The organism is Streptomyces sp. NPDC001406, from assembly GCF_042895285.1.
In the GTDB taxonomy this organism is placed as follows: Bacteria; Actinomycetota; Actinomycetes; order Streptomycetales; family Streptomycetaceae; genus Streptomyces.
Map to the genome: position 1 here is coordinate 165291 of NZ_JBIAWG010000010.1, position 22285 is coordinate 187575.

A 22285-nucleotide genomic window follows, 5' to 3' on the forward strand; every position below is an offset into this window, starting at 1 on the left:
GCCGTGCTGTTCAAGAGTGGGCGTCTTCGTCACGCAAGTACCGCGACGGGTCCCGTTGCCGGTCCTCGCCCGGGCAGGCACTTCGTATCGTCTCATTGACGATAAGAGGGGTGTGATGCCAAGCTGGCGGAGCGTCAATCTCCTGAGCAGCAGCATTTTTTCGGGATTTCACCGTGCCGGTGCCGTCCCGGTTGCTTCCCGTCAGGGGTTGCTGCCTGTACGCCGTCACCCGCCCGGCCCGCCCTCCGCGCGCCGCCGCACCATACGGAGTCCCATGGCCCACGCCCGCGCCCCACAACCCCACCTGAACACGCAGGCCACCGACCGGGCCGCTGGCGTACTGCTCGGCGCGGCCGTCGGCGACGCGTTGGGCGTGCCCTACGAGTTCAAGGCGACGTTGCGCGACGACCAGCAGCCGCTGATGATCGGCGGCGGCCTGGGACCGTACAAGCCCGGCGAGTACTCCGACGACACCCAGATGCAGGTCTGCATCGCCGAGGTCGCGGCCGGCGGAGCGGATCTGCGCACCCCGGAGGCCCTCGACGCGATCGCCGCCCGCTTCCAGGGCTGGCTGAGCGGCGGTGCCAGTGACGTCGGCTCCCAGACCCGGGCCGTCCTGGGCGCCGCCCGCCGCGCCCCCGGAGCCCCGGGGGGGTGCCTCTATGTCTTTCGTCAAGCGAGGCGCGGGGTTCTGGCTTCGTAGAAGGTGCCGTCGCGGAGCATCGCGAACAGCACGCTGATCCGCTGTCGGGCGAGGCGGAGAAGAGCCTGCGTGTGGGTCTTTCCGCGGGCCCGGCACTTGTCGTAGTAGGTGCGGGAGGCGGGATCGGCGTTCATGCAGGCGAAGGCGGAGAGGAACATGGCACGTTTGAGCTGCCGGTTTCCGCCTCTGGGTGCGTGTTCGCCGTGGATCGAGGTCCCGGACGACCTGGTCGCCGGGGCGAGTCCGGCGTAGGAGGCGAGGTGGGCGGCGGTGGGGAAGCTGGTGCCGTCGCCGACGGTGACCAGCAGGACTGCGGCGGTCCTGACGCCGACTCCTGGCATCGACGTCAGGACCGGGGAAAGAGGGTGAGCCTCCAGCAGGGCGTTGATCTGCGTCTCCAGGGCCCGGCGCTGTGCGTGGACAGCGGCGAGCGATGCGGCCAGGGAGGGAATCACGATGTCGAGGGTGCCGGTGCCGGGCACGATCACAGTCTGTTCGTCGAGCGCGGCGAAGACGTCGTCGATCAGCCGGGCGGGCATGCGCGGGGCCCTGGGCCGGATCAGCTCGACGAGCCTGCGGCGGCCGGCTTTGCGCAGCGCGGCCGGGGAGCCGTGGCGCTCCAGCAGCCAGGTGACGGCCTGGTGGTCGAGGCGGGGGCCCAGAACGCGCTCCAGCGACGGGTGGAACTGGGTGAGCAGGCCGCGTATCCGGTTGGAGGTGCGGGTGGCCTCGGCCGCGAGGTCCTGGTCGAAGCCGACGAGGACCGTGAGTTCGGCGGTGATCTCGTCGGTGAGTTCCAGCGAGCGCAGGGTGTGCGGCATGGTGCGGGCCGCGTCCGCGATCACCGCGGCGTCCTTGGCATCGGTCTTGGCCTCGCCCGGATACAGGTCGGCGATCCGGCGCATCGCGAGTCCGGGCAGGTAGGCGACCTGACAGCCTGCGTCGCGGGCGACCGTGAGCGGGAGGGCTCCGATGGATGCGGGCTGGTCCACGATCACCAGGACGGTGCCGAACTTCGCGGCCAGTTTGTCGAACACGGCCCGCAGTTTCGGCTCGCTGTTGGGCAGCTGCTTGTCGAAGACCTTCTTGCCGGCCGGAGTCAGCCCGTGCCCGTGATGAGAGCTCTTTCCGACGTCCAGGCCGAGGAACACGCCCACGTCTTCGGTGTCGAACATCGCGCCCTTCCCCGGGGTGTTGACGGTGCCGGCCTCGGCGGTGGTGTCGTACGCGCGCATCCACGTTATGCAGACCTGCCGCCCGCAAGCTGTCCGGCATTGCGCCGGACCGGGTGGCGGCCGGACCTCTGATCAGCGTCTCCGACGGCACCTCCCGGGCCCGGTGGCACCACCCCCCAGGTCATGCCTTCGACAGGGGGACACAGCCATGCCAGGCCCGGAGGCCAACGGTCCTCTTGCAGGACCGCGGAAAACATAACGGGGGCGTTGCTCGACGCCGCCCGCCTCTTCACCGCCGCCAACGAGCACAGCGCCGGGAACGGCTCGTTGATGCGTACCGGCATAGTCGCTCTCGGCCATCTCGGCGATGCCTTCGAGATGGCCGAGGCCGCCACCACGGTCAGCGCGCTCACCCACCCGGACCCCGACTGTGCCGACGCCTGCGTGCTGTGGTGCTCCGGCATCCGCACCGCGGTGCTGCACGGGACCTTCGACGGCGTGCGCGCCGGCCTGGACCTCCTCCCCGCGGAGCGCCAGGAGGTGTGGGCGCGGCGGCTGGACGAGGCGGAGGCCAATCCGCCGCACCACTTCGCCAACAACGGCTGGGTCGTCCACGCGCTCCAGGCCGCCTGGTCGGCGATCACCCGCACTGCCGTGCCTGAGTTGAACCCCGCCGAGCGCAGTTTCCCCGCGCAGCACTTCGGCCTCGCCTTGGAGGCTGCGGTGCGGGCCGGGACGGACACCGACACCGTCGCGGCGATCGCGGGCGCCCTGCTCGGCGCGCGCTGGGGCTGCTCCGGCATCCCACTCGAGTGGCAGCAGGCCGTCAACGGCTGGCCCGGCCTCACCGGCGCCGACCTGGTCCGACTGGCGGCGCTCACCGCGCGTGGCGGGAGGGACGATGCCGCGGGCTGGCCTTCGGCCGCGCGCATGCCCGTCTCGTCCTCCACCCCCCACGGCTTCGCCGTTCCCCACCCCCACGATCCCGGGGTGATCCTTGGCAACCTGGCCCTGGCTCAGGGCAGCGAGTCGGTCCCTGTCGACGCCGTGGTCTCGCTGTGCCGCATCGGCACGGACCCGATCCTGGCTGGTGCCGACGTCGAGCACGTCCGCGTCTGGTTGGTGGACAGTCAGGGGGAGAACGCCAACCTCCACTACGTACTGGACCAGGCCGCCCGCACGGTGCAGCGGCTGCGCCTCGCCGGCAAGCGGGTCCTGCTCCACCGTGTGGCCGGGCAAAGCCGCACCCCGGCCGTCGCCGCCCTCTACAGCCACCTGGCCACCGGTACTGACTCCAAGACCGCGCTGTCCGACCTGCGCGCGGTATTGGTGCACGGTTGGCAGCTGTCGGCGCATGCCGAGATGCACGAGGCGGTGCACGAGCTGACCAACGTGCCCGGTGACGGGCAGCTGACCGGTCCAGGTGTTGCGACGGTTGATCCGATCACGGCCGCGCCGGCACAGGCCCACGACACCCCACCCCGGGAACGCGAGGACGCGCGTGGCGAGCAGAGGCAGGAGGAGCTGGACCTCGGCCGTGACACGGAGCCGGAGCAGCGAGGCAAGGTCTTGAAGGGGAAAGGGGCGCAGTCCCGGGTGCGCGGGATGATGCTCGGCCTGGCGCTGGGGGACACCCTGGGCGCAGCCCGGGGCAAGCTGCCGGGAGAGGGCACGCTGCGGGCGGGTGTCAGCACCCAGTTGGCCTGCTTCACCGCCGAGGGCACGATCCGCGCATGGGTGCGCGGCAGGCACAAGGGCATCTGCCATCCGCCGTCGGTGGTGTGGCACGCCTACTGCCGGTGGGCAGCTCTGCAGGGGATCGAGGTCGAGCGGATGCGGCAGCGCTGGGGTCACGGGCGGTGGCCGGACGGCTGGCTCGCCCAGGTGCCGGCGCTGGCCGAACGGCGTGGTTCGGCACCGGCGACGGTGGCGGCCCTGTCCAAGACCGAGCAGGGAAACATGGGGATACCGACGACCAGCCGCGGCTGCCACGCGCTCACCCGCATCTTTCCTGTCGCCGTGGTCGGCGCTGCACACGGCTCGGAGCAGTCAGTCCAGGTGGCCCGGGAGATCGCAGCTTTCACCCACGGCGATCCGGCCGCGCAGTCCGCCGCAGCCCATGCGGCGGTGCTGGCCGGCCACTGCCTGACCAGCACCCCCGAGACGCAGGACTCTCTGTTCGCCTACCAGTCGCAGGTGCAGCAAGCCCTGATGGACGGCATTCATGCTCTTCGCGCGGTCGACTCCGACCTGACCGCAGCCGAGCACAAGCGGCTCATTGGGGCGCTACGGCAGGCCGACGACCACCCCGCAGACGCGGGACGCCTCGCAGAGCTCGCACCGGACGCCACCGCGCCCTCGGCACTGCTCGGCGGCCTGTATGTCGCCGCCTCCTTCCCCAACCGGGACCAGGTGCACGCCGCGCTGCGCTTCGCCGCCGGGGCGCCGGACGGCGACTCGGTCGCCTGCGTGACCGGTGCGCTGCTCGGAGCGGCACACGGCGCCGAGGCACTACCCATCGATCTGATCAGCCGCCACGAACTGGCCTGGGTCCTCGACACCCTGGCCCGCGACCTCGTCACCGAACTCATCGACTCCGCCAGCAGCGACGGGTTCGACGGCTGGGACGACCATTGGTGGGATCGCTACCCCGGCTGGTGACCCGCCGGCTCCTTGGGGGACTGGGCCAGAGACCAGCTCGCGGGTCGGCGTAGGGTGACGAGGGCAACAACGGAGTGGCTCGGACCACTCCCGGCTCTGGCCCCGAGGCTCAGGCAGCGGCTGAGAGCGGGCGATGCCTGGAGCCTAGTGTGCGCAGAATCCGCGCTTCCTCCTTGCGGGCCGCGGAGGGAGAGATACGGCCGGCGGCGCGGCGGAGGGCGAGGCCAGCGAGGGCGTCGGCGGTTTCGTTGAGGTCATGTCCGATGTGCCCCTTGAGCCAGCGGATCTGGACGCGGTGGCGGTGGCGCAGCAGGCGGTCCATGAGGTGCCTGCCCTCCGGGAAGAGGAGGGTGCGATGGCCCGCCGCCGGGTCTGCGCTGTCCAGAGCTGCATTCGCTGCCTCAACTGCCTCGGTACTGTCGCACAGGAGGACTATGGGCGCTTCCTCGTGGCGGTCGAGGAGGCTGAGAGCGGCCGCGCAGATGCCGATCACTTCGGCTTCTCCGCTGCTTGAGGCCATGGAGTCGCCGCAGCCGGTCGTCCCGTCTTCGGCAGCCCAGCCGTAGCCGCACAGCGCGGACTCGTCGCCGACCGCGGCGTCGGCGACGGCCACGACGGCGGTGCCGGGAAGGTCGGCGAGCACGGCGTAACGGTCGCTGTCAGCCGGGGCCGTTACCGTCGAACGTTCACCGGCGTTGTCCTCGTCCGTGTCGGCGGGAGAGCCGTCGGTGAGGACGGTAGCGAGAGCGCGGTGGCACTGCGGGCAGCCGTAGGTCCGTTCGGCGCAGTCTGCCCGGTGCCTCGCGGTCAGCTCACGCACTCTGTGCCACGACTGGGGCTCGTCGGTGGCGAAGCGTTCGAGAGCTGCGGCGCGACACTGTGCGACGAGCTCCGCGAAAGACCCCGTGGCCACCCATGCCTGCATCCGATCACGGAGATCCGCGACCCGGAGTTTGGCCTCGCGGGCACGGGCAGCGAGAACAGCGGCGTCCTGGTAGGCGTCCTCCAAGGCGTCGAGCCGCGGGCGCCGTGCGAAGAGAGGGCAGGCGAGTACGTCCCGTTCGGCCTGGCCGATGGCGTAGCGACCCCAGGCCAGCGCGGAACGGGCATGTCGGCTCCACCGTTCGACCACCGCGTCGTGGAGGAGGTACGGGTTCTCTTCCTCCCGCGCGTCGCGCAGGAGGGCCTGGATGAAGGCGTCGTCGTGGCAGTCCTCCAGTTCGCGCACCGGTGCTGGCAGTTCGCTGCCGGCCGATCTCTGGTCCCACGCCCACCGGGCGAGATCGCTCTCCGGCGCCTGCGGCGTGCCCTCCGGCAGCCCCCTGTCGCGGAGTTCCTCGCGCAGGGTCGAGGCGTAGGCATCGGGGTACGCGGAACGCGCCACCCGCAGCTCCAGCATGTCCACCGGCCGGGAGAGACCGGCGAGGCGGCGAGCACGCTGCTCCTTGCACACGGCGTCCGCGCGCGAACGGGCCCGGCGCACCTTGCGCGCTTGCTCTCGCAGCCGTCGCAGCCGCTCGGGCGGCTGGGCTGAGAGCTCCGCGCTCCTGACGTCCCCACGAGCGAGGACGTCAGCGTGGGCGAGAGCGATGGCGATGGGGCCGGCGAGTGAAGCGTGTTCAAGGCTGCGGCCGCCTCAGCAGCGCAGATCCCGTTCATGCGCGCGAGGACGGCTTCCTGCAGGGCGGTGAAGTCCTGGGAGAAGCGACGGACCAACTCCGTGTGCCCGGTGATCGTCACAATGGCCTTCCAGGTCGCGAGTGGTGTCGAGTGGGACCGTGCACGTTGTGTGACCGGCATGTGCGGGCAACCCGTGGGCGCAGGCTCGGGTGCACCTGATGCGGCGAAGCCGTGAGGCTCCAAACCGCGTACGGATGCTGAGGGCGCCCAGAAGGACCCCACCGTCGGCCTGGGCTACCGCACCTGGCCGGTGAAGACGGCCGTGCGGTACCAGCCCGAGCCAGAGGTGTCGGCCGGCGTGATCTCGATCTGGGCGCTCTTGGCGGTCTTGGCGAACACGCACGCCTCTTTCCAGGTCTGCGACTTGCCCGGCAGCAGGTGGGTGTCCGGCGTGCCGTTGAGGCCCGCCTCCGTGTCGGAGATCTCGTCGGCGCCGTTGGGGCAGGACAAGCTGACCATGCTCAGGTCGAGCGGGGACTTGGAGCCGTTCTGCATGGTGACGGAGAAAGCCAGATAGGCCTTGCCGGACGGGAAGGCGTACTCGCCGGAGGTGCCCCGGCTGAAGTCGCTCAGGTGCGCCTGGACGCCGTTGGTCCACGTGGCGGTCTTGTCCAGCGCGACGGTGATGGTGTCGCTGTCGGAGTCGTCCTGGGCGTCCTGGGCGCTCTGGGTGTCCTGCGAGGCGCTGACGGTGGCCGTCGGCGTCGCGGTGTCGGTCTGGGTGCCACCGATGGTGGAGCAGGCGCTCAGGGAGCAGCCCACGGCCACCGCGGCCACGGCGAGGACGGCTTTGCGCGTGTGGGGCGTGGGCTCTGCGATCAGCGAGACGAGCGCCGAAGCTCCGTGGGTGTGCCGCGCTCCGCGCCGCGACGGCTTCTTTCCGGCCTGCGGCTGAGCGTAGGCAGGAGGCGCCTGCGGCGGCACGGCACCCCAGCCGGATCCGTCGGGCTGCTGGGAAGTGGACGGCGTCGAAGGCGTACTGGTCATGGCAGGGAACCTCCAGGTCTTCGTGCACCGGGCACGCCGGTGTGTGGCAACGCCGGCAAAGGTGCCCTGCATCGGTCGCGGAGGTCGCAATGGGCAGTGATAACCGGGGTTATCAGGCCTTCGTCATATTGGTTCGCTCGAAGGCTGTAAAGTGCTGGAACCTGCCGTCGAGCCGGGCGTTCCGCCGCAGACTCAGCAGGACAACAGGTTGAGGTAAAGGGGGGGGCGGGGCTCGATGACCACTGCGCATGAAGCCGCATCGCCCATCGTGCCCGAGATGCCGGCCTGGCGGATCACTTACGCCGAAATCGCCTCCCTCGCTCAGGTGCAGCGGCCCGTGCCCACCACGTGGAGCCGGAGGCACCCCGACTTTCCGGCGCCCGTCGCCCACGAGGACGGGCGGCCCCTGTTCGACGCACGCGCGGTCGTGGACTGGCTGACGACGACGGGCCGCGGCAACGCGGACCCCCGCCATCTGCGGGCCGAACTGGCGCTGCACACCCTGGCCGCCTTGCGGACGCCCGCCCTGCCCGCCGCCGTCCTCGTGGGGGCGCTGACGGCGTTGATCTGCCTGCGCCACCAGCTAGACGCCCCCGTCTCTGGCCAGAGCTGGGACGCGGTCCTCGCCCAGGCAGCCGACCTCGATCCCGAGGACACCTTCCTGTCGACCGAGCTGCGTGCAGTGCCGGACCCGGACCGCACCGGACCGGAGCTCGCCGTCCTCGCCGACGAGCTGACCGAGGCTGCCTACACACCTGCCGAGGCTTTCGACTGGGTCCTCGAGGCCCGCCGCCGCCTCGGCTTCCACGACCTTGCTGCCGACGAGCCCACCCCGGCGGTGGTACGCGCCCTCGCGGCCGTGTCCGGCGTCGACACCCTCGACGAGGGCTCCCTGATCGCCACCCCGCACGCCCGCTCCGGCGACCTCCTCGCCGCCCTGCACGCACAGGCCGCCGAGGAGTCCGGCCACACCTACCTCGCCTGCGACCCCGACCCGGCGAGGGTCCGCCTGGTACGCCGCCGGATGCTCGTCCGCGGAGTGAACGAGTTCGACCTCGGCATCACCGAGGGAGAGGACCTGCCCGTCGACGACTGGGGATACCCCCATCTGCTGGTCTGCGTCCTGCCTTACGAAGCGGCGGAGACCCGCAGCCCGCAGGCTGTTCTGGAACGGGTGCAGGCGCTCACCGACTACCTCGCCGACGGCTCGACGGCCGTCGTCCTCGGCCCCGCGGACGTGCTGGTCCGCCCGCTGCCCCGGCACGGCGAGGCCGATCGCCTGCGCCGCTCCTTCCTCCGGGACGGCCTGCTCAAGGCAGCCGTCAGCCTCCCCGACGGTGCTTTCCCCTACCGCCCGGGCTACCGCGCCGCCGTGTGGGTGCTGGCTCGCACACCGGCGGAAGACCGTACGGGCCTGGTGTTCCTCTCCGACTACTCCGCGCAGCCGCTCACCGACCCGGTCCTCGACGCGCTCGCCGAGGACATCACCATCTGGCGCGCCTCCGGCTGGCGCGGCGACCGCCGGCACGAACCCCGCCATGCGGTGATCGTCCCCGCCAAGAACCTCGACGACCGACCGGGTGCCGCCTTCACGACTCAGCACCGCCCTACCACGGCCCGCTACACCCGCGGTGTCATCGAGCGTCCGGCCCGCATCAGCGACCTGGAGCAGCGCCTGACGGAGCTCTACGAGCAGGCCCGGCAGCGCGCCGACCTGCGTGAGACGCTGGGCGCTCGGGCCGTGCTGCGCCCCGAGGACCAGCCTGTACGGCGCACCACCGTGCGTCGGCTCCTCGTAGAGCGCCGCCTGCGCCGGCGCCCCGGCCACCGCATCGCCGAGGAACACCTCTCGGCCGAGGGCCACTACACGGTGCTCACCCCCGACGAGGTCCTCGGTACCGCCCGCCCGGGCAGCCGCCGCATCGACCGCGGAGTGTTCCTCACCGGCTACGAACACGCCCAGTTCACCGAGCCGGGCGACATCGTCGTCACCACGAGCCCCCGGTTCGGCGCGTACGTCGACGAAGCAGGCCTGTCACTCGTGGCCGCCCCAGCCCGCATCCTGCGGGTCCACCCCGATGCCGACCCGCCGGTCCTGCCACGGGTGCTCGCGGCGCTGCTGCGGGCGGCGGCCGCTGAGTACGCGCGCACCAGCGGCGCGGTGCGGGCTTCGCGGGGCATCGAGGACCTCCTCATCCCGGAACTGAGTCGGGACGAAGCCGAACGCTTTGACGCCGTGCTCGCCGAGCTCGACAGCCGAGCGACCCTTCTGCGGGAACAGTCCGCCGCCCTCGACGACCTGGCCCGCACCACCGCCGCCGGCATCGCCGACGGCACGCTCACCCTCCAGAACCTCCCCGGCACCGACGACTGAAGGAGACGCTTCACCCCATGATTCCCGGCCAGAAGAAACCGACCGATCAGGCGGAGCTGTTCAGCGCCTCCACCGCCAAGGAGATCCAGGACATCCTGTGGAAGGCCGCGGACAAGCTCCGCGGCTCCATCGACGCAGCGCAGTACAAGGAGTTCGTCCTCGGCCTGATCTTCCTCAAGTACGTCTCCGACGCCTTCGAGGAGCGCCGTACCGAGCTGGCCAAGGAGCTGGCCGAGGACGGCATCGAGGAGGACCGCCTGGAGGAGTTCCTGGAGGACCGCGACGAGTACACCGGCGCGCACGTCTTCTGGGTGCCCGAGACCGCCCGCTGGTCGTGGATCGCCACCCATGCCAAGAGCCAGGGCGTCGGCAAGCTCCTGGACGAGGCAATGGATGCGGTTATGACGGAGAACACATCGCTGAAGGGCGTCCTCCCGAAGATCTTCAACCGCGACAACGTCGACCAGAAGCGCCTCAGCGAACTCGTCGACCTCATCAGCGATGCCCGCTTCGGCGGCAGCGAGGACAGGCCCGCGCAGGACGTGCTCGGCGAAGTATACGAGTACTTCCTCGGCAACTTCGCCCGCGCCGAGGGCAAACGGGCGGGAGAGTTCTACACGCCTCGGTCCGTTGTCCAGCTGATCGTGGAGATTCTGGAGCCGTACGAGGGACGTGTGTATGACCCGGCGTGCGGCTCGGGCGGAATGTTCGTCCAGGCGGCCAAATTCGTCGAGGCCCATCGGGGCCGCGGCCACAAGGCCGATATCTCGGTCTACGGTCAGGAACTCAACGAACGCACGTGGCGCCTGGCCAAGATGAACCTCGCCATCCATGGCATCGACGGCAACCTCGCCCCCAGGTGGGGTGACACCTTCGCCGACGACAAGCACCCCGACCTGCGGGCCGACTTCGTCATGGCCAACCCCCCGTTCAACATCAAGGACTGGGCCAGGGATGAGAACGACGCGCGGTGGAAGTACGGGGTACCGCCGAAGAACAACGCCAACTACGCCTGGCTCCAGCACATGATTTCCAAGCTGGGAGAGAGAGGCATGGCTGGCGTCGTCCTGGCCAACGGCTCCCTGACCGACCAGCAGAGCGGGCAAGGAGAGATTCGCCAGGCGCTGGTGGAGGCGGACCTCGTGGCGTGCATGGTGGCGTTGCCATCACAACTGTTCCGCACTGCCCAGATCCCGGCGTGTCTGTGGTTCCTTGCCAAGGACAAGACACCGCAGGGCTCCCGGCGGTTGGACGACCGGCGCGGCGAGATCCTGTTCATCGATGCGCGGGGCATGGGTGAGATGGTCGACCGGACCGAGCGCGTGCTTACGGAGGCCGATCTCGCAAAGATCGCCGGGACGTACCACGCCTGGCGAGGCACGGCCTCGGCTCGTGAAGAGGGGCTGACGTATGAGGACGAGCCCGGCTTCTGTTTCTCAGCGAGCTTCGACACTGTCCGCGAGCAGGGTTACGTGCTCACGCCTGGGCGGTACGTCGGGGCCGTCGAGGCGGAAGAAGAGGACGCGGAAGCGGTAGTGGCCAGAATCGCCACACTCATGGAGGAATTGTACGGGCTCTTCGACAGGTCGTCGGAAGCGGAGAAGACGGTTCGAGAGCAGTTGGGGAGGGTCGATGTCTGAGTGGACATTTGTTAGCTACGAGTCACTTGCTTCCGCCGACAAATCGTCATTCTCGATGGGGCCGTTTGGATCGAAGATCACGAAAGAGAACTACGTTAGTGACGGGATTCCCGTAATTCGCGGCGTCAATCTGGCGCGAGGAATCTTCATGGATGACGATTTTGTCTTTGTCACAGCTGAAAAAGCTGACGAGATCCTTTCTGCCAACGTGAATCCTGGAGATTTGATCTTCACGCATCGCGGAACGATTGGGCAAGTCTCCATGGTGCCGCGCAAGCCGCGATTCAGTCGGTACGTGATCGGGTCCAGCCAAGTCAAGACCCGCCTCGACGAGAAAAAAGCAGTTCCCGAATTCTACTATTACTGGTTTCAGTCTCCTGAGGGCCAACATTCAATCTTGGCGCATGCCTCCACCGTCGGAGTTCCAGGCATCGCCACTCCACTCACCTCGATCCGTAATCTCAGGGTGCCGTACCCGACTCTGTCTGAGCAGAGGGCCTTGGTTGAGGTGCTCGGGGCGCTGGATGACAAGATCGCCATTAATGAGCGCATCGCGACCACGGCCGACGAACTCCTGCGTGCGCTCTACCGAGAGGCATGCAACAGCGCTTCCGAATCGATCACCATTGGCGAACTTGGCAGGCTGATCCGTGACGGCGTGCCCGCCTCTTCCCTGACGGGTGGCGAGCACTACATTGGCCTGGAGCATATGCCGCGAAGAAATATGTGGCTTTCCGTCTGGGAAGACGACGCTGAGCTGGCAAGCGGGAAGTCTGCTTTCTGCTCGAATGACGTGCTTTTTGGCAAGCTTCGTCCATATTTTCACAAGGTGGGCTTGGCGCTAACATCGGGTGTTTGCTCTACGGACATTCTCGTGGTGCGCCCCGTGGTGTCGGGTCGTCTTGGCTGGCTTCTACTTGCGCTCTCAAGCGATGAAGTTGTAGCGCACGCCTCAGCAGTCGGTGATGGGACCCGGATGCCCCGCGCGAAGTGGAAGGATCTTGAGTCGCTTGTTGTCCCCTGGCCTGGACATGCAGAGGCGACACGACTAAACGAAATTGTCCGTTCCCTGGCTGCTCGAGTCCAGGCCTCGGTCACGGAATCCCGAACCCTTGCCTCCCTCCGCGACACCCTGCTCCCCCAGCTCATGTCCGGTCGGCTTCGCGTCAAGGACGCCGAGAAGATTGTCGAGGATGCCACGTGACGTACGACGACGAGAGCGGAAGAAGCGAGCACCACCGCCCCCTCGAAGCCGAGTGGGAGCTGCTCGCCCTCGACGAGCTGGGTGAGCTGGCCTGGCTGCCCGCCTCCGGCAACGAGTTCGCCCCCGGCTCCGGGCACCGCAAGTCGTGGGACGACCTGATCCTCTACTCCGACCTCCGCGAGGCGATCGAGCGGCTCAATCCCGAGCTCCCCCCGGACGCCGTCCGTGATGCCGTCGCTACGGCTGCGACCCCGGCCTCGCAGGACACGTACGAGGAGAACCGCACCGCGCACAAGTACCTGACGGCCGGTATCCGCTCCGTAACGTACACCGACGCCTTCGGCGCCGAGCACAACCCGACCATTCGCCTCGTCGACCTGACCGACCCGGACGCGAACACCTACCGCGCCCTGAACCAGGTCACTGTTATCGACGGCGAGAAAAACCGCCGCTTCGACGTCGTCCTGTACGTCAACGGCCTCCCGCTCGCCGTCCTGGAGCTGAAGCGCGCTGGCGACGAGGACGCCACGCTCCAGGACGCGCACTCCCAGATCACCCGGTACGTGGAGGAGTTCCCGACCGCCTTCCGCTACAACGCCGTCGTTCTGCTCTCCGACGGCATCACGGCGAAGTACGGCACGCCCTTCACCCCCTACGAACACTTCGCGCCCTGGAACACGGACGAGTCCGGCGCCCGCGTCGACCCGTTCGACGCGGAGGGTGTGGCCGACTCGGGTCAGAACCTGGCGCTGCATGGCCTGTTCACCCAGCCGCGCTTCCTCTCCCTCCTCCAGTCCTTCATCAACTTCGTCCCGTCGAAGCGGATGAAGCGCATCGCGAAGCCGCACCAGTTCCACGCGGTGACCCGCGCCGCGGAGGCCGTCCGGGAGGCCGCCGCCAGCGACGGTAAGGCCGGCGTCGTCTGGCACACCCAGGGCTCGGGCAAGTCCGAGGAGATGGTGCTCACCACGACGATGGTGATGCGCGACCCCGCGCTGCTTAACCCGACCGTCGTCGTCATCACCGACCGCAACGACCTCGACGACCAGCTCTACTCCACCTTCCTGGAGAGCGAGATTCTCCCGGAGACACCGAAGCAGATCCTCACCAGGGCCGAACTACGTGAGGAGCTGGCCGCCAAGCGGACCGGCGGCGTACTCTTCACCACCCTCCAGAAGTTCGGCAAGACCAAGGAAGAGAAGGAGTCGGGGGCCGACCACCCGCTCCTCTCCGACCGGCGCAACATCGTGGTCGTCGTCGACGAGGCCCACCGCAGCCACTACGACAACCTCGACGGCTACGCCCGCCACCTGCGCGACGCCCTCCCGCACGCCACGCTCCTGGCCTTCACGGGCACACCGATCTCCGAAGCCGACCGCAACACCCGCGAGGTCTTCGGTGACTACATCGACGTCTACGACCTCAAGCGTGCCGCCGACGACGGCGCCACCGTCAAGGTCTTCCACGAGGGCCGCGTCATCCAGCTCGTCCTGGACGAGGACGTCGACCCCACGAAGATTGACGAGGAGGCCGACCGCATCACCGACGGTCTCGACGACACCGAGCGCCGCCGGGTCGAGCAGGCCGTCGCCACCATGAACGCCATGTACGGTGCGCCCGCCCGCATCAGGGACCTCGCCCAGGACCTTGTTACCCACTGGGAGGCGCGGCGGGAGCGGATGGAGTCGTTCGTCGGCGTCTCCGAGGAGGGCGGGGCGACCGGCAAGGCGATGGTCGTTTGCGCGACCCGCGAGATCTGCGTCCGGGTCTACGACGCCCTGCGTGAGCTGCGGCCGGAGTGGCACAGCGACGAGGTCGACAAGGGTGCCATGAAGATCGTCTTCTCCTCGGACTCCCGGAAGGACCCCGGCCACCTCCGCGCCCACACCCTGCGCGACAGCCAGCGCAAGGCCGTCATCAACCGGGCCAAGGACCCCGACGACGAGCTTGAGCTGCTCATCGTCAACAACATGCTCCTGACCGGCTTCGACGCCCCGCCGGTCCACACGATGTACCTGGACCGACCGCTCAAGGGCGCCAACCTGATGCAGGCCCTGGCCCGCGTCAACCGCCGTTTCCGCGGCAAGGAGGACGGTCTCCTCGTCGGCTACGCGCCGCTCACCGAGAACCTGCAGAAGGCGATCGCCGAGTACACCGACGCCGACCAGCAGGACCGCACCCTCGGTCAGGACCTCGACCGCGCCCTGGACGAACTGCGAAACGAGTACGACATCCTCACCGACATCCTGCGTGGCTTCGACTGGCGGTCGCGCCTGACCCAGCCGACCAAGACGGCCTTCATAGACGCCGCCCTGAAGACGGCCAACTATCTGCGGGACCCGCGCACCCCTGGCAACGACCCGGAAAAGCTCGACGACCCCCGCCAGACCCTCGGCCGGCGCTTCCGCGAGCACGCCCACCGCCTCGAGCGCTTCTACGCGCTGTCCGGCAGCGCCACGAACATCGGCGAGCGCTTCCCAGACCACCCTTCCTGGCGCCGGGACATCCAGTTCTTCGTCGAGGTCCGCGCCTACATGGCCAAGCTCGACGCGATGGACCGCGAGGCCCGCGGCCTGCCGGTCGCCCGCGACGTCGAGCTGTACCTCGCCCAGCTGACCTCCTCGGTCGTCGAGACCGGAGGGATAACGGACCTGTTCGCCGAGGCCGGCCTGGAGACCGCCGACCTGACCCACCTCAACGACGCGCTCGTCGCCAAGCTGCAGAACAGCGAGACCCCACACCTGGCGGCGGAGGCGCTGCGGCGGCTCGTCGAGCAGAAGATGCGTGAGGTCACGCGGCACAACATCGTCCGTCGCACGGCGTTCTCGGAGCGGCTGCAGGACCTCATGGTCCGGTACATGAGGCAGCAGTACACCAGCGCCGAACTCATCGCCAAACTGGTCGAGATGGCCAAGGAGGTCATCGAAGACGCCAGGCGCGGAGAGAAGTTCGACCCGCCGCTGAACTGGCGCGAGCTCGCCTTCTACGACGCGGTGGCCGACCACGGCTCGGCGCGGGAGCTCATGGGCGACGAGGTCCTGGCTGTCATCGCCCGTGATCTCGTCGCTGAGGTCCAGAAGAAGCTGAAGCCGGACTGGATCGCCCGTGAACCGGTCCGCGCCGGTCTCCGCAGCGCCATCAAGCGCCTCCTGGCTCGGCACAAATACCCGCCGGACCAGCGTCCGGAGGCCGTCGAGCTGGTCCTGAAGCAGATGGAGCACTTCGCCAACGAGTGGTCCACGACCGGCGTCCCGGATAGCTAACCGCACTCCGTACATGCAATTTCCCGGATCGCGCTGATTACCCACGTTCAGGGTGAGTTGGTGGGGCAACGGCACAGGCACGACATCTTCAGGGTCTCCCTCGCTTCGCGGCGTCCTTGATCTAGACGATCCAGATCACCGCAGGTGAGGGGCACCCTTCCGTTGCCGGTTCGTCAGTTCACCGGCAGACGGTGCCCGTAGTTGAATACACAAGGTTCAGGCTGTTCTTGTCGGACGTCAGCCGTAGGCTGCCGCTGGAAAACAAGGGGGAGACGATGACTGACGACCGCGAGGCGATCGTTCCGGTGTGGACGCTGGCGACCGGTGACGTCCGGGTGCCCGCATTGGCCGGAGACGGGCCGATGACGGCTGAGCGCTTGGCCGAACTGCGCGGTGTACTGGCCGCCTTGGCCGACGAGCCGATCGCCACACTTGAGGTACACCCGCTGTCCGCCAAGCTCGACCGCGGCCGAGGCATCCCGCTCGATGCCGCAAGTCCCCTGGCGCAGCACCTGTCGCAGCTCATCACGCAATCGGCGAAGAATTCCTCTGTGGCGGCCAAGGCGACCGCCACCGGCGAAAACCTGTATCGCATGGTGGTTCCGGCGAAGACCGCCGCCCAGCTCGGGCAGGGCATCGTCCGCCCGATGGCGGCGAAGGGGGTGGCCAATGGCATCCGCGGCGCATTCGTGAACTCGAAGGGCACGATCGTCGACGCGGCGTCGTTCGTGCCCGTCGGTAAAGCGGCAGCCGCGGGCGCAGCCGGTGGAGCCGGTGCGACAGCCGGCGTCGCCGTCGCCGGCAGCGCGGCGCTGACCGTGGCCGCGCCGCTCGTGCTCATGGCCGTAGCGGTGGGGGTGAGTGCACATGCCGACCACCAGCGCCAGCAGGCCATCGCACGCATCACGGAACTGCTGGAGCAGCTGCACGACCAGAAGCTCGATGACGAGCGCAGCGAACTCGATGGCTGCCGCGACGCTATCGACAAGGCCACCGCCATCCTCCTCGACCAGGGCAAACTCGGTGTCTCGCTGGGACTGGACTCGGCCGTGCATGCAATCGGCAAGGCGCTGGCCGCCGCTGACCGACGCCTCACCAAGTGGAAGAACGCACTTGACGAGCTGCCCGAAGGCAAGGCTGTCGAGATCGACACACTGACCAAGTCGTTCCCCGGCGTCGACGACGACGGCGGCACATTCCGCACCCACCTGGAACTCGCCGACTTGGCCATTGCGCTGAAGCGTCGGGTCATCGTTCTGCAGGCCGTCGATCATGCCCAGAGCGACCCCGGCAACCCGTTCGAGAATTTCGCCCGCGCACTCAAGGCCGACCAACAGCGCCTCGAGGAACTGGAGTCGAGCATCGCGGGTGTGCTGGAACGCCTGTCGGCGCTGGAGCTGACACGCCCGAACGGATTCCGACCCGTATTCACGACCGGTGAAGTAGATCGTCTGATGCGCGCGGCAAGCCGGATTCGTAAGCTGGGCGACGGCGTCATGGTCAACAGCCGCGCGACCGACGTGGCGATCGAGATCTCCCGCAACAAGGACGGCTCGGTGGTCGTGTTCCCCGCGCAGCCCGCGTAGACGTAGGCGCGCTCGCCTCGTCCCTGGTCCGACCGCAGCCGGACCAGGGCGAGACTCGTCGGCGTCCTCCGCCTTTCCGCGGGCGGCATGTGCGGTGTACGCCGCCCACAGCGTCTACATCGGCAAGGCCGACGCCGGGGAAAATGCCAGGCACGGCCTGCAGGGCCGACTGAGACAGTACGGCAGGTCGGGCGCTGGCTCGTCCGGTCACTGGGGAGGCCGCTACATCTGGCAGTTCCACGACTCTGCATCCCTGTTGGTCGCCTGGCGTGCAACTGCTGAGACGAGGCCAGCAGATGAAGCCGACCTGATCGACGAGTTCATCCTTCTCCGTGGCAGGACCCCATTCGCCAATCTGCGCGGAGGAAGCCGTACCTAACACCCCAAGACCCTTGTGGAATCGTGTACGAATCCATACGGTGCAGGCGTACGACTTCGTGGGCGAACCCGAAAGGGGGCTTGTCGTGGATCAGGGAACTCTGCGGTCCGCTGTCGTCGCCGCACTGGCCGACCTCGAATCCAGCAAGACCAAGCTCATGGGGGTACTCGCCCAAATTGACGGCACTGACACTGCTATCGACCTCGGACGTCAAGGGCTGTGGACGAAGGCGCAGATTGCCCTCCTGTGGAGCAAGGTGAACCATCTCCCTGGGGTCCGCGCGCTCTTCGAGGCCACTGCGGAACGCCCGGACGAGAAGCTCACGTTCTCGGAGATCCTTCAGCGTTCCGGACTTCCCGAGCGCCAGCAGAGCAACGAACATGCAGCCCTCAGCCGCATCTCCGCACAGCTGTTCAACGAGAAGCGTTGGCCCATTGAGAACAGCCAAGGCGGCACCGACAGCGCTACAGGCAAGGCCGAGATGCTCTACTGGATGGACAGCCGCGTCGCTGCCTGGTGGCGCGATATCACGCAGTGATCAGTGGAGGCCCCAGAACCTTTCGGTCCTGGGGCCTCCCACTTGCCCTCCGGAGGCAGCAGCCACCAGCTGCTGTCAGGGGGCCGGCTTGTCGCAGAGTTCGCATCGCCGCCTTTGTCGGTTTGGCGGCCTGCGTCGCCCCGCCTGCCCCGGGGCACAACCTCTTCCGGAGCTGGGCTTCCTCAACCGACTTGCCAGAGACGATCACGTCGCTCGTCAGGGGTCCACGCATGTGAATCCGGCCGATTCGGCTCCGAGACGTGAAGCGCCAGGTCCGGCAATCCTCCGTAAAGCCCAGGATTGGCAGTAGTTCATGTTTCTACTTTACGTGATTGTCTGGAACTGGGTAGATCGTGCTGGTGTGGTCACCGTGAAACCGGTACACGTCCGGTGACGGAGGCGCACCACGACCCCGGCGGCTCAGATCAGACGAGCAGGCCCTTTTCGTTCAGCTTGTTCACCCAGTCCTGGTAGGCATCGAGCACTGACTGCGCTGCCCGGTCGTTCTCCCTGAGAGCCTCGTAGTAACGCGCCGGATCCGTCCGCTTCCACTCCGGCGGAACCACGAAGTACGTGAGCGGACCGTCCATTGGTGTGTGCAATCCACCGAACACGTTGCTGAGTTCGCAGACCGCGTTGGTGAAGCTCTCCGTGGCTGCGGCCAGACCGGGGTCACGGAAGCGCAGCACTTCCCCTTCCAGAGCCTCGGCAGCATCGTGGACCTCGTCGCTGACTGCAGCAGGGATGCGGTGGTACGGGCCGCCGTTACGCAGATGCTTGATCCACGGGGCGTCCAGCGGGACCAGCCGCAGCAGACGCGCAGCGGTGTTCTGGTCGGCGGTGCCAGTCGTCAACGGCCCCGACGCCTCGTCGCTGCTTGACCAGCCCAGAGCCAGCAGCCGCTGCAATTCGGCCGGCTTGAGCCATGAGGTGTCATCCCCGGACCGGACGGGGACAGCGACACCCTCGCGTCCCTTGGGGTCCGTCGCGGGCACCACGAAAGGCTTGTCCGCCGAAGGCTGCGGTGGTATGTGCAGCACGAGAACCCCGCTGTCTTTCTGGCAAGGGACCCACTCGATGCGGAGGTCACGCACTGGGGGTCGCACCTGCTCCATAAGGATCTTGCGGTGGCGGCCCTGGTCTACGAGTCGCTGAGGAACCGGCTTGAGCTCACTGATGACCTCCCGACCGTCCACCAGCTCGGTCCGCAGACCGATGAGGAGCAGGCCACCCTGTGCGTTGGCCATCGCAGCCACGTCCTTGCACAGCTCGGCGCGCGGACCGGCCTGATCCAGGTTATAGATCGAGCTCTTCACATCGAGCCATGAAGTTTCGGGCAGGCCGAGAAGACAGTTCCACTGTCCGTGGAGAGCTGCCTGAGAGAGGGTGGCGAGATCGGTCATCGGCCCAGTATCGCGGGCGACGGAGATACCGCCGGAGCCGGTGAGGCGAGGCAGCTACCAGCCGATCTCCGTCTGTACTGGCAGGTGCGTGTCGACCTCGTTGCGCACCGCCGGTGCGCCGAGGATCGGAATGTCGAGCTTGTTTGCGATCGGGGTGTACAGGTCAGTCTCGACTTCCGGTGTCTCCAGCGACACCAGGAGCGCGTACCGCACTGGACGGCCCACCCGGTCGGTGCGGTTGTGGCTCTTCCACCAGCCGCCGGAGGGATGGACGGCCAGCACGCCGCAGTCGGCCAGTTCCGCCGCCGAACCCTGCCAGACATCGGTATGGAGCGATCCCTGATTACGACCCTGCGGGCCGACCAGCCAGTTCTTGTCGCCCTCGAAGGCTTTGGCGTGAGAAGGCGTATCGCTTTCGGCTTCGGCCTGGGCGGTGATACGACGTTCGAAGCCGTCCACGGATTCGCCGGGCGCTCTGATCGCGAAGCGGAGCCGGTGGGAAGCGTAGCTGTACCTGCCCCGCATACCCAGGCGCCCGGGATTCGGCTCGACGAAGTACGACAACGTCACCCGGAGTGCAACGGTGGAAGCACCGAGGTCTCGCAACTGCTCCAGTGGCCAAGGCAGTTCGTGGAACTCCAGCTCTGCCAGGCGGACGCCGCCACTGTTGTCCCTCTGGAACGGGATCAGGTGGCTCTGCACGATGAGGGTGACGGCATTGGCGGCGCTGGACAGCACTCGTTCCGCACTCGGCACGCCCCAGCCGTAGCGGCGGATGACCTGCTTCATAAACTCCTTTTTCGCCAGCCTCGGGCGCCCGGACTTCGTGTAGAGGCCGTTACCCATCATCGCGGGCGTCCAGCGCGCCTCATGTACTAGCAGTCCTCGTATGGCCTCAGGTGACAGGCTGGGGTAGGCAGCGTGGGCCAGAGCGGCGAGGCGGGCGGCTTGGGCGGTGGCGGAGCTGGTCGCGTTCGCGGAGGAGATCTTACGAAAGAAGTCCTTGCCGGTTGTGGTCACGCTGACCACGTCGTGCGGGGTCAGAAGGGTCTCGCCGGGGTCGACCAGGAGGTTGCCGCCCTCCATGACGATGTCGGGCTTCACCACGGGCGTTCCCGTCAAGGCGACCGACGTCCGGCTGAAGGGTGAGAGCTGACCGGCCTCAGCGAGCGGTTGGAAACCTGCGAAGGACGGGTCATCGGGTACGCCGGTCAGTTCGGTGAAGGCCCCGACAGCGAGAATATTGAGGGCCTGAGCGGGCTCCTCTATCCGCGAGAGATCACACATCGTCAGGTGATCCAAGCGCCCCTGCGGGGTCCGAATGTGACGTGGCTCCAGTCCCCGGATATTGCCTGCGCTGACCACGATCAGTCGTGAGGCGTCTGGATCAGGGGCACCGATCAGTTCGATACGGTCGTCGTGGGCCACCACGTCCGTTCCCGCGGCGAGTGCGTCAAGGGCGGCGGACCACAGGGTAGGAGTCCCGTCGACACCGTTCTTGCCGTCCCGGGACTGGTCGGTGACCGCCATGGAGAACACGCGGGCACGCGGCGGGCCTGCGCTCAGAGCCTCGATCTCGGCCGTTGCCACGGCGTTCGCTGTCACCTCGGCGTAGGTACGCGGGTGTGCGGGATCCCCTGTCACGCCGTCGAGGATCTTCACGGACTCCAGACCGTGGGTCAGCACGACCGGATCCGAACTCTCCAGCGGTCCGGCGAGGTCTCCGTAGAGCGCGATCCCCGCCATCTCAGTGCCGTGTCCGTGCCGGTCGGCCGCTGTCTGGTGCGGCAGAGCGCTGTGCGCCCGTCCGTACAGCGACGTCTTCAGGAGAGGGTGTTCCTGGTTCACCCCCGTATCCAAGACGCACACCGCGGGAGCATCAGGCGGGGCGGCCTCGACCCGATCGGCGAGGTTGTCCACCAGCTCGTGCTGGAGGGAACGGTCCACGGAGTGCAGTTCCTGGGCGAAGGCGGGCCGACGGATTTCCACCGGGGTTGCGTTGGTACCCATGAGGGCCTGTAGCTCTTGGCCGGAGGCGTGCACATGAGCGACGAGGCGCTCGCCGATCGCCAGAGCCACCTCGGTCACCGGCCATTGATGCTCCGAGGCCAGCTCCCGCAACGTCGAGACCGGATCCGATTCCACGATCCGCGGGTCGAACCACAGTTCCCACCAGCGGCACTCCTCCAGCGGTGGGAGAGGATCATCTTCCTGCCACAGATGCTCGAAGAGGGCTCGCTGAACCTTCTCCATGTTGGCGACGAGCGGAGCTTGCTTGGGCGCACCGCTGACGGTGTTCTCAGTGAACTGCTTGATACGGCGGGAGAGATCCCCGACATTCTCGTACGGAACCCACACCAACGCGTCCTCGGGCCGCTGGTCAGTCCGCGGATGGACGCTCATCAGCGTCAGCCCCGAGCTGTCGAGGGCCTCCAGCTTGAGGGCGTGCCCTGCCGCGGCTTCGATGCGTACGGCGAAGCCGTCGGCCCGGTACGGCTCGGGGATCTCGACGCGGGCGTCCACTGCCTCGTCGCGGGCCTGTTCCAGGCCGCCGACCAAGCGAGACACGTGCCCCTGCCGGTCGGCGGACCGATCCATCGGGTCCTTGTTCCTCGCCGGCCGGAGCTGCTTGGGCCGCAAAGTGCGAGCAGGCCAGGGGACGATGAGATGCGGAGCGCTGGGGAATGAGTGC

The 22285-nt window shown here is 68.0% G+C and carries 13 protein-coding genes; 8 read left to right on the forward strand and 5 right to left on the reverse strand.

Annotation, left to right across the window (positions count from 1 at the left end; all coding sequences use genetic code 11):
- Positions 1-274: 274 nt before the first annotated feature.
- On the forward strand, positions 275-703 hold the full coding sequence (locus ACFY1J_RS24865; RefSeq protein ID WP_390731946.1) for an ADP-ribosylglycohydrolase family protein: 429 nt from the start codon (positions 275-277) through the stop codon (positions 701-703).
- Here ACFY1J_RS24865 and ACFY1J_RS24870 read toward each other — a convergent pair.
- Positions 673-1878, reverse strand: coding sequence for an IS110 family transposase (locus ACFY1J_RS24870; protein ID WP_390732027.1), 1206 nt, complete (start codon positions 1876-1878; stop codon positions 673-675). The genes ACFY1J_RS24865 and ACFY1J_RS24870 overlap by 31 nt on opposite strands.
- 267 nt (positions 1879-2145) lie before the next feature.
- On the opposite strand from ACFY1J_RS24870, the gene ACFY1J_RS24875 reads away from it, so the two are divergent.
- Positions 2146-4539: an ADP-ribosylglycohydrolase family protein gene (locus ACFY1J_RS24875; protein WP_390731947.1), complete on the forward strand. Its 2394-nt coding sequence runs from the start codon at positions 2146-2148 to the stop codon at positions 4537-4539.
- A 109-nt stretch (positions 4540-4648) separates the two neighbouring features.
- Here the strand turns inward: ACFY1J_RS24875 and ACFY1J_RS24880 are convergent, their stop codons facing one another.
- Positions 4649-6022: a ribonuclease HI gene (locus ACFY1J_RS24880; RefSeq protein WP_390731948.1), complete on the reverse strand. Its 1374-nt coding sequence runs from the start codon at positions 6020-6022 to the stop codon at positions 4649-4651.
- Positions 6023-6453: 431 nt separating this feature from the next.
- Positions 6454-7206, reverse strand: coding sequence for a hypothetical protein (locus tag ACFY1J_RS24885; RefSeq protein ID WP_390731949.1), 753 nt, complete (start codon positions 7204-7206; stop codon positions 6454-6456).
- A gap of 235 nt (positions 7207-7441) precedes the next feature.
- Here ACFY1J_RS24885 and ACFY1J_RS24890 point away from each other — a divergent pair, with 235 nt between their 5' ends.
- The 6 genes from ACFY1J_RS24890 to ACFY1J_RS24915 all read left to right on the forward strand — a co-directional run bounded on the left by ACFY1J_RS24890 (position 7442) and on the right by ACFY1J_RS24915 (position 18190).
- A complete protein-coding gene (locus tag ACFY1J_RS24890; RefSeq protein WP_390731950.1) occupies positions 7442-9580 on the forward strand; it encodes a hypothetical protein in 2139 nt (712 codons plus the stop codon).
- Positions 9581-9597: 17 nt separating this feature from the next.
- Positions 9598-11220: a type I restriction-modification system subunit M gene (locus ACFY1J_RS24895; protein WP_390731951.1), complete on the forward strand. Its 1623-nt coding sequence runs from the start codon at positions 9598-9600 to the stop codon at positions 11218-11220.
- A complete protein-coding gene (locus tag ACFY1J_RS24900; protein ID WP_390731952.1) occupies positions 11213-12424 on the forward strand; it encodes a restriction endonuclease subunit S in 1212 nt (403 codons plus the stop codon). The genes ACFY1J_RS24895 and ACFY1J_RS24900 overlap by 8 nt, the downstream gene beginning before the upstream one ends.
- Positions 12421-15687, forward strand: coding sequence for a type I restriction endonuclease subunit R (locus ACFY1J_RS24905; RefSeq protein ID WP_390731953.1), 3267 nt, complete (start codon positions 12421-12423; stop codon positions 15685-15687). The genes ACFY1J_RS24900 and ACFY1J_RS24905 overlap by 4 nt, the downstream gene beginning before the upstream one ends.
- A 275-nt stretch (positions 15688-15962) precedes the next feature.
- Positions 15963-17273, forward strand: coding sequence for a hypothetical protein (locus ACFY1J_RS24910; protein WP_390731954.1), 1311 nt, complete (start codon positions 15963-15965; stop codon positions 17271-17273).
- A gap of 464 nt (positions 17274-17737) precedes the next feature.
- A complete protein-coding gene (locus tag ACFY1J_RS24915) occupies positions 17738-18190 on the forward strand; it encodes a hypothetical protein (RefSeq protein WP_390731955.1) in 453 nt (150 codons plus the stop codon).
- A 425-nt stretch (positions 18191-18615) separates the two neighbouring features.
- Here ACFY1J_RS24915 and ACFY1J_RS24920 read toward each other — a convergent pair whose 3' ends face one another.
- A complete protein-coding gene (locus tag ACFY1J_RS24920; protein WP_390731956.1) occupies positions 18616-19593 on the reverse strand; it encodes a helix-turn-helix domain-containing protein in 978 nt (325 codons plus the stop codon).
- 54 nt (positions 19594-19647) lie between these two features.
- Positions 19648-22191: a S8 family peptidase gene (locus tag ACFY1J_RS24925; protein WP_390731957.1), complete on the reverse strand. Its 2544-nt coding sequence runs from the start codon at positions 22189-22191 to the stop codon at positions 19648-19650.
- Between the last annotated feature and the right edge of the window lie 94 nt (positions 22192-22285).

What these genes read in the sequence shown, in the direction of transcription:
- ACFY1J_RS24865 (WP_390731946.1), top strand. Translation starts at nt 275, where the DNA reads ATGGCCCACGCCCGCGCCCCACAACCCCACCTGAACACGCAGGCCACC.
- ACFY1J_RS24870 (WP_390732027.1), bottom strand. Translation starts at nt 1,878, where the DNA reads ATGTTCGACACCGAAGACGTGGGCGTGTTCCTCGGCCTGGACGTCGGA.
- ACFY1J_RS24885 (WP_390731949.1), bottom strand. Translation starts at nt 7,206, where the DNA reads ATGACCAGTACGCCTTCGACGCCGTCCACTTCCCAGCAGCCCGACGGA.
- ACFY1J_RS24890 (WP_390731950.1), top strand. Translation starts at nt 7,442, where the DNA reads ATGACCACTGCGCATGAAGCCGCATCGCCCATCGTGCCCGAGATGCCG.
- ACFY1J_RS24895 (WP_390731951.1), top strand. Translation starts at nt 9,598, where the DNA reads ATGATTCCCGGCCAGAAGAAACCGACCGATCAGGCGGAGCTGTTCAGC.
- ACFY1J_RS24900 (WP_390731952.1), top strand. Translation starts at nt 11,213, where the DNA reads ATGTCTGAGTGGACATTTGTTAGCTACGAGTCACTTGCTTCCGCCGAC.
- ACFY1J_RS24910 (WP_390731954.1), top strand. Translation starts at nt 15,963, where the DNA reads ATGACTGACGACCGCGAGGCGATCGTTCCGGTGTGGACGCTGGCGACC.
- ACFY1J_RS24920 (WP_390731956.1), bottom strand. Translation starts at nt 19,593, where the DNA reads ATGACCGATCTCGCCACCCTCTCTCAGGCAGCTCTCCACGGACAGTGG.
- ACFY1J_RS24925 (WP_390731957.1), bottom strand. Translation starts at nt 22,191, where the DNA reads ATGGATCGGTCCGCCGACCGGCAGGGGCACGTGTCTCGCTTGGTCGGC.